Source organism: Pseudomonas mucoides, assembly GCF_015461845.1.
In the GTDB taxonomy this organism is placed as follows: Bacteria; Pseudomonadota; Gammaproteobacteria; order Pseudomonadales; family Pseudomonadaceae; genus Aquipseudomonas; species Aquipseudomonas mucoides.
The window spans coordinates 1,228,563-1,242,905 of record NZ_JACOPW010000001.1 but is presented as its reverse complement, the minus strand read 5'-3'; the positions used below and the strand labels follow the sequence as shown (position 1 = coordinate 1,242,905).

Sequence of the window (14,343 nt, the reverse complement as noted above, 5' to 3'; positions counted from 1 at the left end):
TACCTTGAGCAGCGTTGCGATCATTCCGGCCCGAGGTGGCAGCAAGCGTATTCCCCGCAAGAACCTCAAGCCGTTCGACGGCGTGCCGATGATCGTTCGCTCGATTCGTACGGCGCTGGATTCAGCGCTGTTCGATCAGGTGGTTGTCAGCACCGACGATGAAGAAATTGCCGAGGTTGCCCGGGCGCATGGGGCTCACGTGCCGTTCATGCGTCCGGCGTCGTTGGCGGATGATTTCACCGGCACGGCGGCGGTGATGGTACATGCCTTGAATGAACTGCCGGCGTTCGACTTTGCCTGCTGCGTCTATGCGACCGCGCCGCTGTTGCAAGCGCGGTATCTGCGCCAGGGGCTGGAATTGCTCAAGCGGCATCCAGACAAATCGTTTGCATTTTCCGTCGCCGGTTTCGGCTTCCCCGTGCAGCGTGCCTTGACCCTCGACGAAGAGGGCGCCTTGACCTCGCTTTACCCGGAATTTCGCACGACCCGTTCCCAGGATTTGCCCGAAGCCTTTCAGGACGCCGGCCAGTTTTACTGGGGGCGTCGCGAAGCCTGGTTGCGCGGCGATGTACTGTTTTCCCCGGCGAGCCTGCCAGTGATTTTGCCGCGGTATCTGGTGCAAGACATCGACACCGTTGAAGACTGGAAGCGTGCCGAATATCTGTACGCGGCATTGAAAGCCGGCGGTGAAGTGCAATGAGAGTGCTGATTCGTTCCGACGCTTCGCCGACGATTGGCAGCGGCCATATCGCGCGCCTGTTGCCACTGGCCAGAACCTTGCGCAAGCAGGGTTCGCACGTGGCGTTTGCCTGTCGTCTGCTGCCGGGCCATCGACTGGATGCTTTGGCGGGTGAGGGCTTCGAAACCTTTGCGCTGCCGGATCGTTATCCTGATGAAGATCCGCAACAAGCCATCGAATCGATGCTGCCGTGGCAAGCGGACATCGACGCATTGGCACAGGTGCTGGAAGACCAGCCGGCGTTCGACTGGATCATTGTCGACCACTATGGCCTCGATCATCACTGGCAAACCGCAGCCCGACGCTGGGCACCCCGGATCGCAGCGGTGGATGACCTTGCGACGCGCACCTATAGCGTCGATCTGCTGCTCAATCAGAACCTGTCCGGTACACCTGAGGCTTATGCCTCGCTGCTGCCGCGGGGTTGCCAGACCTTGCTCGGCCCGCGTTTTGCGATGCTGCGTGATGAGTTCAACTGCGCGGCCATCGAGATCAAACCCCGGGCCAAGCGGGTGCTGGTGAATTTCGGTGGTTTCGATGCGGCAATGCAGACGCATCATGCGATGTTGGCGATGGCGGACTTCCATGAGCTGGACGTCGATTTTGTGGCCGGTGCCGATAATCCGGCCTGGGAACAGATGCAGGCGTTGGCGGCAGATCGTCCAAACTGGCGTTTGCACAGTTTTGTCAGCGACTTCTACCGGTTGATGACCGAGGCCGACTTGTTTGTCGGTGCCGGTGGCGGTACCAGCTGGGAGCGGGCGGCGCTGGGGCTACCGACGATTTGCATCGCCGTGTCGAATAATCAGCAGGCCAATGGCGAAGTCATGGCGGCAGCGGGGGCCCATGTCTACCTGGGGCCGCGTGAGCAGGTCTGTGTTGAACAGCTGCGTCAGGCCGTGGGATTTGTCGCGGACAATCAGGGCTTGCGCCAGAGCCTCGCCGAACGCTCCCGGCAATGGGTCGATGGCCGTGGCGCGCAGCGTGTGGCGGCGGCATTGGCCGGTGCGGTTTTACAGATACGCCCGGCGACCCTGGGCGATTCGACGTTGTTGTTCGAGGGGCGCAATGCGCAGGCCGTGCGGCGCTGGTCGCTGGAGACCGGTGTCATTGACCGGCAAGCCCATCAAAACTGGCTGACCGCCAGCCTGAGCAATGACCAGCGCTTGTTATTGATCGCCGAGGCGGATGATGGCCCGGTCGGTGTGCTGCGTTATGACCGGCGTGGCGTTGAAGCCGAAGTGTCGATTTATCTGTTCGAAGGCCGTTTCGGGCTGGGCTGGGGCAGGGCGCTGCTGGCGCGGGGCGAGGCCTTCGTCACCCGTCATTGGCCACAACTGACCGCCATCACTGCTCAGGTTTTGCCGTCCAACCAGCCGTCGCTGAAGGTCTTTCGCGAAGCCGGTTTCACTCAGAGTGCCTGCGCGTTCACGCGCGTATTGAAGGATCACCGCAATGACTAGTTTCAAGATCGGCAACCGCTTGATCGGTGCTGACGCGCCGCCCTTCATCATCGCCGAGATGAGTGGCAACCATAACCAGTCGCTGGACATGGCGCTGCAAATCGTCGAAGCGGCGGCCAAGGCCGGCGCCCACGCCTTGAAACTGCAAACCTACACGGCCGAGACCATGACCCTGGACCTGTCCGAAGGTGAGTTCTTCATCAAGGACCCCAACAGTCTGTGGGCGGGCACATCGCTGTATGCCTTGTACGAAAAAGCGCATACACCGTGGGAGTGGCATGCACCGATTTTTGCCCGGGCCAAGGAACTGGGGATGCTGGCATTCTCCACACCGTTCGATGACAGCGCCGTCGACTTCCTCGAAAGCCTCGACGTGCCGGCTTACAAGATCGCCAGTTTCGAGAACACCGACTTGCCGCTGATTCGCCGGGTCGCCGGCACGGGCAAGCCGTTGATCATTTCCACCGGCATGGCCAGCATCGCCGAGCTCGATGAAACCGTGCGCGCGGCCCGTGAGGCCGGTTGCAAGGACCTGGTGCTGCTCAAGTGCACCAGCACCTATCCCGCGACTCCGGCCAACAGCAATGTGCGAACGATTCCCCATCTGCGTGAATTGTTCGGTTGCCAGGTCGGTTTGTCCGATCACTCCATGGGGGTTGGCGTTTCCGTGGCCGCGGTGGCGCTGGGGGCGACGGTGGTGGAGAAGCACTTCACCCTCGACCGCGCGGCCGGTGGCGTGGATGCCAGTTTTTCGCTGGAACCGGCGGAGCTGGCCAGTCTGGTCGTCGAGACTGAGCGTGCCTGGCAGGCGATGGGCCAGGTGCATTACGGCGTGACAGAAGCCGAGCGCAAATCCCTTGTTTACCGTCGCTCGCTCTATGTCACCCAGGACATGGCCGCCGGCGAGCCCTTCACCACGGCCAATCTGCGCGCCATCCGTCCGGGGCTGGGCCTGGCCCCCAAGCACGCTGAAACCCTTCTGGGCCGCCGCGCCCGCCACGCTATCACGCGTGGAACCCCGCTGGACTGGTCCTTGGTCGAATAACACCTTATCGGCTTGATTCGGCAAAATAGAGTGACCTGTGAGTCATAACGCGCATCTTCACTGTATTGTATAAATCGGGAAGGTGGCGCCTGGCCTGTTTCTGGCCCAGTGATAGCCTTTTATTCTTCCCGCCGTCGCGGCTTCGGGGCGACGTTTTTCTCTGTTTGTCGGCGCCCTCGAATCCTTGCGAGCGGTGGTATTGGGCTGTTTATTATTGGGAAGCCGTAATGATTGGCATAAAAAGCATTGCGAGCTACGTTCCTGTAGCCGGCATAGACAATTACGCACAAGGTGCAAAATTCGAGAAGGATGAAGAATTCATCCTTGGCAAGATCGGTTCCGCTTTCCTGCCGCGCAAAGACGATGGGCAAGAAACCTCGGACCTGTGCGTCGAAGCAGCCAATGCGCTGTTCGCCAATAATCCTGATTTGAAACGTGAAGCGGTCGATGTGCTGATCGTGGTCACCCAGAACGGTGACGAAGAAGGCCTGCCACACACCGCGGCCATCGTTCAGGACAAACTCGGTCTGCCCACCACCGTGGCGGCGTTCGATATTTCCCTGGGCTGCTCCGGCTACGTCTATGGCATCTACGCAATCAAGGGCTTCATGGAAGCCGCCGGCCTGAAGAATGGCCTGCTGATCACGGCCGATCCATATTCCAAGATCGTCGACCCCGAAGACCGCAACACCACCATGCTGTTCGGCGATGCCGCCACCGCCACCTGGATGGGCGAAAACGCTCCATGGCAGTTGGGCAAGGCCAAGTTTGGCACCGACGGTTCCGGCGCGCCTCACCTGAAAGTGACCGATGGCGTGTTCTTCATGAACGGTCGTCAGGTGTTCAACTTTGCGTTGCTCAAAGTCCCGGCGCATTTGCATGAGCTGCTGGCCGATTCGCAACTGACGGCTGACGATGTCGATGCGTTCTGCATTCACCAGGGCAGTGCGGCCATTGTCGATGCCGTGGCACGGCGCTTCGAAGGCGAGCCGGAGAAGTTCCTCAAGGACATGGTCGAGACCGGCAATACCGTGTCGTCGAGCATTCCATTGCTGCTGGAAAAGCACGTACTGGATTCCAGCTGGAAGCGTGTAGCGCTGAGTGGTTTCGGCGTTGGTTTGTCGTGGGGCTCGGCGATCATCTATCGCCCTTGACGGCGACGCTTCAGTCAAAGAAAGCCAGACACAAAAAAAGCGCTCAAGGTGTAATCTTGAGCGCTATTTTTTTGCCCGGACAATAAGCGAGGCGGCATGAGCGAGTTCTTTGAGCACAACGTCGATGTCATCCAGCAGCGCTGGCCGGCATTGGCTGTGCGCTTGCTGGTGGAAGACACGAGCCTGTTGCAGGCGGATCTGGTGGAAGGCCTGGGCTCGACGTTGAGCATCAACGGCATTCAGTTGACCAGCCGCCATGATCGCAGCCGCGAGGCCAGGGTCCAGGCTGACAGCTTGCCGCTCGACAGCCCGGTGCTGCATGTTTACGGCACCGGTCTTGGCGATCTGCAAACGGCGTTGCTTGAGCGCATCGGGCTTGAGCGCTTGTACGTGCACATCCTCAACGGTGCGGTGTTCAACCTGGTGCTGCAATTGCTTGATCAGCAGCCGTGGCTCAGCGATCCGCGAGTCGAGCTGCTGTATGCCGGTGATCTTGCGGAAATCAAGCTGCCGTTTTTTGCCTTGCCGTCTGAACTGGTCCTGGCCGATGACTTCAGTGCGAAGATTCGTGATCGCCTGATCAGCGAAACTCACCTGGCCTTCAACAACCGAGAGTTCGACCCGCAGTCGCCTGAGATTATCGAGCGCATGCAAGCGTGTCTGGCGCTGGTGCAAACCGATCCTGACGTGACCGAATTATTCGCTACCCGTCCCGGCCAGGAGGTGTTCGTCATTGCCACCGGCCCGAGCCTGGAACAGCATTTCGAGACATTGCGCGTCATTCGCAGCCAGGCTGAGCGGCCGTTGTTCATCTGCGTCGACACCGCTTTTCGCCCATTGCTCAAGCATGGCATCCGTCCCGACGTGGTGGTCAGCATCGACCAGCGCATTTCAGCCCGGCACTTGCCGCCGGAAGACACGGCCGACATCACGCTGGTGTACATGCCCATGCTCGATCCATTGGTGCTCGAAGCCTGGCAAGGGACACGTCATTGCAGTTACTCCGCCAGTCCGATCTATCAGTCGTTGCGTGCGCAATTGCCCAGGGGCGAGTTGTATGTCGGCGGTAGCGTGATTCACCCGGCCGCCGACCTGGCGGTGAAGATGGGCGCAACGCAAATCACTTTGTTCGGTGCCGACTTCGCCTTCCCTGGCGACAAGACCCACGCAGGCTGGAACGACGGCGACCTGGGACCGCAACTGGGCGCCGCCAAACACTGGGTGCTGGATGGTCACGGGCAGCGCATCAAGACTCAGCTCAATTTCCGCAGCTATTTGTGTGAGCTGGAGCGGTTTATCGCCGGCCATCCGCAGGTGCGCTTCTATAACAGCAGTCGGGCAGGGGCGATGATCGCCGGAACCGTTTTTCATCCGGAGATCGCCTCATGAGTGCTCGTGAATCTTTTATTGCCGAAGCACAGCACTGCGCCACCTTGTTCCGTCTGGGGCGCGATGTAGAAGCGGGGCTGGCGATGACCGAGCTGGTTGGTGCGGTTCACCCGACGTTCGATACCAAGGCGCAGGACGTACAGCAGCAATGGGCGTTTGTGCTCGGTCAGATGTTTGCGTGTCAGGAAGCACAGAACTGGCTCGCCCTGGCAGATTATCTGGAGTACGAACTGGTCGAGTTGCTGACCGACAGCCTGTCCCTTTAAGCAATTTTTCTTCTGTCGGTGCAGGCGAGTCCTCGCCAATCCCGTCGCCGACAGTTCCCTGACGTCAGCTTTTCGTTGTTATCACGCTGCCAACCCCTTGATTTACAGGGGGTGGCAACGTGATGGCAAATATTTTTGAAAATCCCCTAAAGCAAGTTGCATTGGCGACGATAACTATTACGAAGGTTCTCTAGGCCATACCCGGCGGTTGCCAGGGCCGGAAGCCGCAGTACCCAACCAACGAGGAATTCGTCATGGCTTTAACAGTAAACACCAACGTCACATCGTTGAACGTTCAGAAGAACCTCAACCGTGCTTCCGACGCTCTGTCGACTTCGATGTCTCGCCTGTCTTCCGGCCTGAAAATCAACAGCGCTAAAGACGACGCCGCCGGCCTGCAAATCGCTACCCGTATGACCTCGCAAATCCGCGGTCAGACCATGGCTATCAAAAACGCCAACGACGGTATCTCGATCGCTCAGACCGCTGAAGGCGCGATGCAGGAATCGACCAACATTCTGCAGCGTATGCGTGAACTGGCTGTTCAGGCACGAAACGACTCGAACGGTACTCAAGACCGCGTCGCTCTGAACAAAGAATTCGCGGCGATGTCGGACGAACTGACTCGTATCGCCAAGTCGACCAACCTGAACGGCAAAAACCTGATCGACGGTACTGCTGGCACCATGACCTTCCAGGTCGGTTCCAACACCGGTTCGGCTAACCAGATCACTCTGACCCTGGCTTCCGGCTTCGACGCCGTAACCCTGTCTGTTGACTCGGCTACCCTGCAGATCACTGGTAACAGCTCGGCAACTGCTCAGGCTTCGTTCTCTGCTGCAATCACCAAGATCGACGTGGCTCTGCAAACCATCAACACCAGCCGTGCCGACCTGGGTGCTGCACAAAACCGTCTGACCAGCACCATCTCCAACCTGCAGAACATCAACGAAAACGCCGCCGCTGCACTGGGTCGCGTACAAGATACCGACTTCGCTGCTGAAACTGCACAGCTGACCAAGCAACAAACTCTGCAACAAGCTTCCACCGCAGTTCTGGCTCAGGCCAACCAACTGCCATCCGCTGTACTGAAACTGCTTCAGTAATAGCTGATTGAGTTTTGGCGAGGGGTGTGCGCTGGTCGTGCCCTCTCGCTTTTTTACTTTTAGAGGTGATGGACATGGATATGAGCGTGAAGCTGAACTTGTCTTATCCGGCGGCCAAGCACGCGACTCCGGTTGCCGACAAGGCTGCGGAAAAGCCTCAAGCGGCGCCCGCGAAAGTGGTCGACGTCAAGGACGCGCGCAAGACGGCTCAAACTGAACAGGACAAGCTGAAAATGGCGGTCCAGGAAATTGAAAAATTCGTTCAGTCGGTCAAGCGTAACCTGGAGTTCTCGATCGATGAGCCTTCAGGGCAAGTCGTGGTGAAAGTCATTGCCAGTGAGTCGGGTGAGGTGGTTCGCCAGATCCCCAACGAAGAAGTCTTGAAACTGGCCAATAGTTTGAATGATGCAAGCAGCTTGTTGTTCAGCGCGAAAGCCTGACAGCTGGCACGAATTTTGTTGCTATGTTCTTTTGGGCGTTGTAGTGGTCAAAAGACCGGCGACACACTGAAGGGAGTTCCACATGGCAAGTCCAATTTTACCGGGCACGGGTTTAGGTTCAGGCCTTGATACCGGTGCTATCGTCAAAGCCTTGGTCAACGCTGACAAAGCGGCCAAACAAGGTCAGATCGACCGTGGGACCACGACCAACACGGCGAGCATCTCCGGGATTGGTACGCTGAAGTCGCTGCTGGCCACGTTCCAGAAAGCACTCACCGATCTGGGCAGCACCACCACCCCTCAGTTCACGGGTTATTCGGCAACGTCCTCCGACCCCAAAGTACTGACTTCCACGTCCAGCAACACCGCTGTTGCCGGCAATTACGTGGTCAAAGTCACCAGTCTGGCTACCTCCTCGAAAGTCGCTTCTGCGGCCTTTGCTGGCGGCGCGACCAGTCCGATCACGGCAGGCACGCTGACCATCACCCAGAACGGCACCAGCTATCCGGTGACCGTCGGTGCGGGCGCCACGTTGCAATCGGTGCGTGATTCGATCAACAGCCAGTACCAGGCCAGCGGCCTGAGTGCCAACATCGTGACCGACAGCTTCGGTTCGCGCCTGGTGTTGGGTTCGACCACGACGGGTGCAGGTTCCGATATCTCCGCGACCGGTATCCCCGAGCTCACCATCGACGGCACAGCCCCTATGGCGGCCGTACCGACCGCCACATCTTCGGGTGCGATTGGCGGCCTGGCGGCGGATGCGGTGTTCTCGGTGGATGGCCTGGCGATGACCAGCAAGTCCAACACCGTCGACAAGACGATCTCTGGCTTGAGCCTGGTCCTGACCGGCGCCGGTACATCGACCGTTAACGTTGCGACCAACAACGATGGTCTGAAGGCATCGATCCAGAAGTTTGTCGACGCCTACAACGCCGTTGCCAACGCGGTGACGTCCTTGACCAAGCCGTCCCTGGACGACGATGGCAAGCCGACTGTTTCGGCTGCGCTGACCGGTGACCCGCTGCCGCGCTCGCTGTTGGCTGCTATTCGTGGGCCGTTGTCCCAGACCGGTGCCGGCGACAAGCTGACCGTGCTCTCGCAGTTGGGGATCACCACGGACCAAAAGACCGGTGCGTTGAACTTCGACGGCACCAAGTTCACTGCTGCGATGAACGACAAGAAGCTCGGTGGCGAAGTCCAGACCCTGTTTACCGGCACCAACGGTCTGCTCGAACGCATGAACAATGTGATCAAGCCGTACACCGATACCGGTGGCATTCTCGACACTCGCACCACCAACCTGAATGTAACCAAAACCAAGCTGACGGCTGATCAGGCTGCCTTGGATCGTCGGGTCGAAACACTGACCGCTGTACTGACCAAAAAGTACAACGACATGGATACCCTCGTCGGTAAGTTGAAGGCAACCGCCAGCAACATCACCGGAATGTTCGAGGCCATGGCCGCGCAGCAGAAGAACTCGTAACACGCAAAACGCCAAAAGCCCGGCAGCGTTTTCAAGCGCTCCGGGCTTTTTGCATTTGAATCTAAAGTTTTTTGACGCGTTGTCGATACACTGGTTAGACGAACTACAGAATTTTGATGAGGTACAACATGAATCCAATGTTAGCCCTTCGCCAATACCAGAAGATTGGCGCTCAAGCGCAAACTTCCGAAGCCAGCCCTCATCGACTGGTACAGATGCTGATGGAAGGTGGTCTGGACCGTATTGCCCAGGCCAAAGGCGCCATGGAGCGTAAAGACATTCCTAACAAGGGTGTTTTGATCGGCAAGGCCATCGGCATCATCGGTGGTTTGCGTGAAGGTCTGGACCTTGAGAACTCCATCGAAACCGTCGGTGAGCTCGACAATCTCTATGCCTACATGATGAAGCGCCTGGCTGAAGCCAACATCAAGACTGACCCGAAGATTCTCGACGAAGTCGCTGATTTGCTTCGTACAGTCAAAGACGGTTGGGATGGTATTGCCGCACCGGGTCCGCAGTTTTAAGGAGATCACCATGAGTCTTGTATTGCAGCGAATCGAACACACCCGCGACGCCCTGGTCGGTGCATTGGCCGAGCGCAATTGGGAAGCCATCGGTGAGTTGGATCTGGCGTGCCGATCCTGCATGGAAGACGTTTTGAGTGAGGCTTCGGTGGACGAGGCCGCGTTGCGCGACAACCTTGAGGAGTTGCTGGGGGTCTACAAGCAGCTGCTTGAAGCCGCGACGGGGGAGAGGCAAGCGATAGTCGACGAGATGTCGCAGATCCATCAAGCACAGAACGCGGCAAAGGTTTACCATCTGTTTGGTTAATTAATCCTCGGTTAATCCAAACATAGTGCGCCATAAATTTGACTGTGCACGGTTTTTTGACTTAACTAGTGGCTGGTTACAGATTTCAGGCGTGTACAGGCAGAATGTGTCTGCAAGCGTCTAGCTTGCCCCATCATTTTTGGGCATTGAGTTGACTAGGGAAGTTGCTATTGCATGTGGCGTGAAACCAAAATTCTGCTGATTGATGACGATAGCGTCCGCCGCCGCGACCTGGCGGTGATTTTAAATTTTCTCGGTGAAGAAAATTTACCCTGCGGAAGCCATGACTGGCAGCAGGCTGTCGGCTCTTTGTCATCAAGTCGTGAAGTAATCTGCGTCCTGATCGGGACGGTCAATGCTCCTGGCGCACTTACGGGCTTGTTAAAGACACTCGCAACCTGGGATGAGTTCCTTCCGGTTTTGTTAATGGGCGATAATTCTTCCGTTGACCTGCCAGAAGACCAGCGTCGCCGAGTGCTTTCGACCCTCGAAATGCCGCCCAGCTACAGCAAATTGCTCGACTCCCTGCACCGTGCCCAGGTCTATCGCGAGATGTACGACCAGGCCCGCGAGCGCGGTCGTCACCGTGAACCCAATCTGTTCCGCAGCCTTGTCGGCACCAGCCGGGCGATTCAACACGTCCGTCAGATGATGCAGCAAGTGGCCGACACCGACGCCAGCGTGCTGATTCTTGGTGAGTCCGGTACTGGCAAGGAAGTGGTTGCGCGCAACTTGCACTACCACTCCAAGCGTCGTGACGCGCCGTTCGTTCCGGTCAACTGCGGGGCGATCCCGGCCGAGTTGCTGGAAAGCGAATTGTTCGGCCACGAGAAGGGCGCCTTCACCGGGGCGATCACCAGCCGTGCCGGGCGTTTCGAACTGGCCAACGGCGGTACGCTGTTCCTTGATGAAATCGGCGACATGCCGCTGCCGATGCAAGTCAAGCTGCTGCGCGTGCTGCAGGAGCGTACGTTCGAGCGCGTGGGCAGCAACAAGACCCAAAGCGTCGACGTGCGCATCATTGCCGCGACTCACAAGAATCTCGAAAGCATGATCGAGATCGGCACCTTCCGCGAAGACTTGTACTATCGCCTGAACGTGTTCCCGATCGAGATGGCGCCATTGCGCGAGCGCGTCGAAGACATCCCGTTGCTGATGAACGAGTTGATTTCGCGCATGGAGCACGAGAAGCGCGGCTCGATTCGTTTCAACTCGGCAGCGATCATGTCGCTGTGCCGTCACGGCTGGCCGGGCAACGTTCGCGAACTCGCCAACCTGGTGGAGCGCATGGCGATCATGCACCCGTACGGAGTGATCGGCGTGGTCGAGTTGCCGAAGAAATTCCGCTACGTCGACGACGAAGACGAGCAACTGGTCGACAGCCTGCGCAGCGATCTGGAAGAGCGGGTGGCCATCAACGGTCACACCCCGGACTTCACCGCCAACGCCATGCTGCCGCCCGAAGGCCTGGACCTGAAGGACTACCTCGGTGGTCTGGAGCAGGGCCTGATTCAGCAGGCACTGGATGATGCCAATGGCATTGTCGCGCGTGCCGCCGAACGCCTGCGGATTCGACGCACCACGCTGGTGGAAAAGATGCGCAAGTACGGCATGAGCCGTCGCGATGGAGATGAACAGGCGGAGGATTGACGCCTGTTTTTCAAGTCCTTCATTTTTGGGTGGTTTTTTTTAGGCACGGGTATTGCTACATCCCTCGCAACGTTCCGTTTAACTGACGGTCAGCCAGCGAGAGAGCACGATGCCCCAAGCCGCCCAGATGTCTCCTGTCCCAGACGCTTCGGGACAACCGTCGTCCGTAGAGCAGGCAAGCCGGCTTGGCCTTGAGCAGGCGTTTGCGCTGTTCAGCCAGATGTCGAGTCAGCTGACCGATTCCTACAGCATGCTTGAAGCCCGGGTCACCGAGCTCAAGGGCGAGTTGGCGGTGGTCAGTGCCCAGCGCATGCAAGAGCTGGCGGAAAAAGAACGCCTGGCCAATCGTCTGCAAAATCTCCTCGACCTGTTGCCCGGTGGTGTCATCGTCATCGATGCCCAAGGCATCGTGCGTGAAGCCAATCCGGCAGCGTGTGAATTGCTCGGGCTGCCGCTCGAAGGCGAGCTCTGGCGTCACGTCATCGCCCGATGCTTCGCGCCTCGCAAGGACGACGGTCACGAAATCTCGCTCAAGGACGGTCGGCGACTTTCGATCGCCACTCGCTCGCTGGACGCCGAGCCGGGTCAATTGGTGCTGCTTAACGACCTGACTGAAACCCGTCATCTGCAAGATCAACTGGCTCGCCACGAACGCTTGTCTTCCCTGGGGCGAATGGTTGCCTCGCTGGCGCATCAGATTCGCACGCCGTTGTCGGCCGCTTTGCTGTACGCCAGTCACTTGACCGAGCAGGAACTGCCGGTCGCTACACAGCAGCGGTTTGCCGGTCGCCTGAAAGAGCGTCTGCATGAGCTGGAGCATCAGGTTCGCGACATGCTGGTGTTTGCTCGCGGCGAGTTGCCACTGACCGATCGCGTCACGCCCAAGCAACTGATGCAATCGCTGCAAGCGGCGGCACTGACGCAGGTCCAGGACCTGCCCGTGCGTTGGCAGTGCGACAGTCATGCTGGCGAGTTGCTGTGCAACCGCGACACGCTGATCGGGGCGATCCTCAACCTGATCGAGAATGCAATCCAGGCGAGTGCCGGTGATGTCCGTTTGAAGGTTCACTTGTACACCCGCGAGGACAGCCTGCGCGTGTGCGTCAGCGACAGCGGCAGTGGTATCGACAGCACGGTGCTGGCGCGTCTGGGTGAGCCGTTTTTTACCACCAAGACCACCGGAACCGGCCTGGGCCTGACCGTGGTCAAGGCCGTGGCCCGTGCGCATCAGGGTGAATTGCAACTGCGCTCGCGGCCGGGGCGCGGCACCTGTGCGCAGGTGGTCCTGCCGCTTTTTTCGGGTGACAAGTCCGGCGCTCAGGGAGCGGAATGAAAGGCATGGCAATCAAGGTTCTACTGGTCGAGGATGACCGCGCGCTACGCGAGGCGCTGGCCGATACGCTGATGCTGGCGGGGCACGATTTCAAAGCAGTCGGTTCGGCCGAGGACGCGCTGGCGGCAGTCGCCGTCGAGGCGTTCAATCTGGTGATCAGCGACGTCAATATGCCGGGCATGGACGGGCATCAGTTGCTTGGCTTGCTGCGATCGCGTCAGCCGCAACTGCCGGTATTGCTGATGACCGCTCATGGCGCCGTCGAGCGCGCAGTCGATGCGATGCGCCAGGGCGCAGCGGACTATCTGGTCAAGCCGTTCGAACCGAAGGCCTTGCTGGATTTGGTCGCGCGTCACGCGTTGGGCAATCTCGGTACGGCCGAGGGCGAAGGTCCGGTGGCGTTCGAGCCGGCCAGCGCGCAATTGCTGGAGTTGGCCGCCCGAGTGGCGCGCAGTGATTCCACGGTATTGATCTCTGGCGAGTCCGGCACTGGTAAGGAAGTGCTGGCCCGCTACATTCACCAGCATTCCCACCGCGCCAGTCAGCCGTTTATTGCGATCAACTGCGCCGCGATCCCCGACAACATGCTCGAAGCCACGTTGTTCGGCCATGAAAAGGGTTCGTTCACCGGTGCCATCGCAGCGCAGGCGGGCAAGTTCGAGCAAGCCGACGGCGGCACGATTCTGCTCGACGAAATCTCCGAAATGCCCCTTGGGCTGCAGGCCAAGCTGCTGCGGGTTTTGCAGGAGCGTGAAGTCGAGCGCGTTGGCGCACGCAAAACCATCACCCTGGACATTCGGGTCGTTGCCACGACCAACCGTGATCTGGCCGGTGAAGTGGCGGCGGGGCGTTTTCGTGAAGACCTTTACTATCGACTGTCGGTGTTTCCGCTGGCCTGGCGTCCGCTGCGCGAGCGCACCGCCGACATCCTGCCGTTGGCCGAGCGACTGCTGGCCAAGCACGTCAATAAAATGAAGCACGCGGCGGCGAAACTGTCGCCCGAGGCGCAGGCGTGCCTGATCGGCTATCCGTGGCCGGGCAATGTGCGTGAGCTGGACAATGCGATCCAGCGTGCGTTGATTCTGCAGCAGGGTGGTTTGATCCAGCCGCAGGATTTCTGCCTGTCGGGGCCGGTGGCCTGTGCGCCGTTGCCGACGTTGGCAGCCGCACCGTTGCGAGCAGTCGAGGTGGATGCTGAGTCGGCTGGCGCATTGGGCGATGACCTGCGGCGTCGCGAATTCCAGATGATCATCGATACCCTGCGTTCCGAGCGCGGTCGTCGCAAAGAGGCCGCCGAGCGCCTGGGCATCAGCCCGCGCACCTTGCGCTACAAGCTGGCGCAGATGCGTGACGCCGGCATGGACGTGGAAGCGTACCTGTTCGCCACCTGACCCCTGTAGCAGCCGGACGCAGGCTTCGCCAGCTGCTAAATAGTGCG

General features: G+C 59.2%; 14 protein-coding genes. All 14 read left to right on the top strand.

Features of this window, described 5'->3' with window-relative positions; translation table 11 throughout:
* Positions 1–4: 4 nt before the first annotated feature.
* The 14 genes from pseF to H8F22_RS05830 all read left to right on the top strand — a co-directional run bounded on the left by pseF (position 5) and on the right by H8F22_RS05830 (position 14,296).
* Positions 5–700 carry a pseudaminic acid cytidylyltransferase gene (pseF, locus tag H8F22_RS05895; protein ID WP_027922341.1) on the top strand — a complete coding sequence of 232 codons (696 nt, stop codon included), beginning with the start codon at positions 5–7 and terminating at the stop codon, positions 698–700.
* The gene (gene pseG, locus H8F22_RS05890) at positions 697–2,202 is read left to right on the top strand and encodes a UDP-2,4-diacetamido-2,4,6-trideoxy-beta-L-altropyranose hydrolase (RefSeq protein ID WP_194939831.1); all 1,506 of its coding nucleotides are present in this window, start codon (positions 697–699) and stop codon (positions 2,200–2,202) included. The genes pseF and pseG overlap by 4 nt, the downstream gene beginning before the upstream one ends.
* A complete protein-coding gene (gene pseI / locus H8F22_RS05885) occupies positions 2,195–3,247 on the top strand; it encodes a pseudaminic acid synthase (protein WP_027922343.1) in 1,053 nt (350 codons plus the stop codon). Before pseG ends, pseI begins: the two co-directional genes overlap by 8 nt.
* Before the next feature lie 227 nt (positions 3,248–3,474).
* Positions 3,475–4,401, top strand: coding sequence for a ketoacyl-ACP synthase III (locus H8F22_RS05880; RefSeq protein WP_027922344.1), 927 nt, complete (start codon positions 3,475–3,477; stop codon positions 4,399–4,401).
* Positions 4,402–4,497: 96 nt separating this feature from the next.
* Positions 4,498–5,790 carry a motility associated factor glycosyltransferase family protein gene (locus H8F22_RS05875; RefSeq protein ID WP_027922345.1) on the top strand — a complete coding sequence of 431 codons (1,293 nt, stop codon included), beginning with the start codon at positions 4,498–4,500 and terminating at the stop codon, positions 5,788–5,790.
* Complete coding sequence (locus H8F22_RS05870) at positions 5,787–6,056, top strand: hypothetical protein (RefSeq protein WP_027922346.1); 270 nt, start codon at positions 5,787–5,789, stop codon at positions 6,054–6,056. Before H8F22_RS05875 ends, H8F22_RS05870 begins: the two co-directional genes overlap by 4 nt.
* A 254-nt stretch (positions 6,057–6,310) precedes the next feature.
* Positions 6,311–7,162, top strand: a complete 852-nt coding sequence (locus H8F22_RS05865) for a flagellin domain-containing protein (protein WP_027922347.1) — start codon at positions 6,311–6,313, stop codon at positions 7,160–7,162.
* 74 nt (positions 7,163–7,236) lie between these two features.
* Entirely contained in the window at positions 7,237–7,602 is a 366-nt protein-coding gene (locus H8F22_RS05860) for a flagellar protein FlaG (protein WP_027922348.1), read from the top strand.
* 82 nt (positions 7,603–7,684) lie between these two features.
* Positions 7,685–9,091, top strand: a complete 1,407-nt coding sequence (gene fliD / locus H8F22_RS05855) for a flagellar filament capping protein FliD (RefSeq protein WP_027922349.1) — start codon at positions 7,685–7,687, stop codon at positions 9,089–9,091.
* A 128-nt stretch (positions 9,092–9,219) separates the two neighbouring features.
* Positions 9,220–9,615 carry a flagellar export chaperone FliS gene (gene fliS / locus H8F22_RS05850; protein ID WP_027922350.1) on the top strand — a complete coding sequence of 132 codons (396 nt, stop codon included), beginning with the start codon at positions 9,220–9,222 and terminating at the stop codon, positions 9,613–9,615.
* Between the two features lie 10 nt (positions 9,616–9,625).
* The gene (locus H8F22_RS05845; protein ID WP_008044601.1) at positions 9,626–9,922 is read left to right on the top strand and encodes a hypothetical protein; all 297 of its coding nucleotides are present in this window, start codon (positions 9,626–9,628) and stop codon (positions 9,920–9,922) included.
* 174 nt (positions 9,923–10,096) lie between these two features.
* Complete coding sequence (locus H8F22_RS05840) at positions 10,097–11,572, top strand: sigma-54 dependent transcriptional regulator (protein ID WP_027922351.1); 1,476 nt, start codon at positions 10,097–10,099, stop codon at positions 11,570–11,572.
* A 127-nt stretch (positions 11,573–11,699) separates the two neighbouring features.
* Positions 11,700–12,905, top strand: a complete 1,206-nt coding sequence (locus H8F22_RS05835; protein WP_172825915.1) for a sensor histidine kinase — start codon at positions 11,700–11,702, stop codon at positions 12,903–12,905.
* Positions 12,906–12,910: 5 nt separating this feature from the next.
* Entirely contained in the window at positions 12,911–14,296 is a 1,386-nt protein-coding gene (locus tag H8F22_RS05830; protein WP_027922353.1) for a sigma-54-dependent transcriptional regulator, read from the top strand.
* Positions 14,297–14,343: the final 47 nt, after the last annotated feature.

Excerpts from the sequence above, each read along its gene's own strand:
- pseG (WP_194939831.1), top strand. The coding sequence starts at position 697 with ATGAGAGTGCTGATTCGTTCCGACGCTTCGCCGACGATTGGCAGCGGC.
- pseI (WP_027922343.1), top strand. The coding sequence starts at position 2,195 with ATGACTAGTTTCAAGATCGGCAACCGCTTGATCGGTGCTGACGCGCCG.
- H8F22_RS05880 (WP_027922344.1), top strand. The coding sequence starts at position 3,475 with ATGATTGGCATAAAAAGCATTGCGAGCTACGTTCCTGTAGCCGGCATA.
- H8F22_RS05875 (WP_027922345.1), top strand. The coding sequence starts at position 4,498 with ATGAGCGAGTTCTTTGAGCACAACGTCGATGTCATCCAGCAGCGCTGG.
- H8F22_RS05870 (WP_027922346.1), top strand. The coding sequence starts at position 5,787 with ATGAGTGCTCGTGAATCTTTTATTGCCGAAGCACAGCACTGCGCCACC.
- H8F22_RS05865 (WP_027922347.1), top strand. The coding sequence starts at position 6,311 with ATGGCTTTAACAGTAAACACCAACGTCACATCGTTGAACGTTCAGAAG.
- H8F22_RS05860 (WP_027922348.1), top strand. The coding sequence starts at position 7,237 with ATGGATATGAGCGTGAAGCTGAACTTGTCTTATCCGGCGGCCAAGCAC.
- fliD (WP_027922349.1), top strand. The coding sequence starts at position 7,685 with ATGGCAAGTCCAATTTTACCGGGCACGGGTTTAGGTTCAGGCCTTGAT.
- fliS (WP_027922350.1), top strand. The coding sequence starts at position 9,220 with ATGAATCCAATGTTAGCCCTTCGCCAATACCAGAAGATTGGCGCTCAA.
- H8F22_RS05845 (WP_008044601.1), top strand. The coding sequence starts at position 9,626 with ATGAGTCTTGTATTGCAGCGAATCGAACACACCCGCGACGCCCTGGTC.
- H8F22_RS05840 (WP_027922351.1), top strand. The coding sequence starts at position 10,097 with ATGTGGCGTGAAACCAAAATTCTGCTGATTGATGACGATAGCGTCCGC.
- H8F22_RS05835 (WP_172825915.1), top strand. The coding sequence starts at position 11,700 with ATGTCTCCTGTCCCAGACGCTTCGGGACAACCGTCGTCCGTAGAGCAG.
- H8F22_RS05830 (WP_027922353.1), top strand. The coding sequence starts at position 12,911 with ATGGCAATCAAGGTTCTACTGGTCGAGGATGACCGCGCGCTACGCGAG.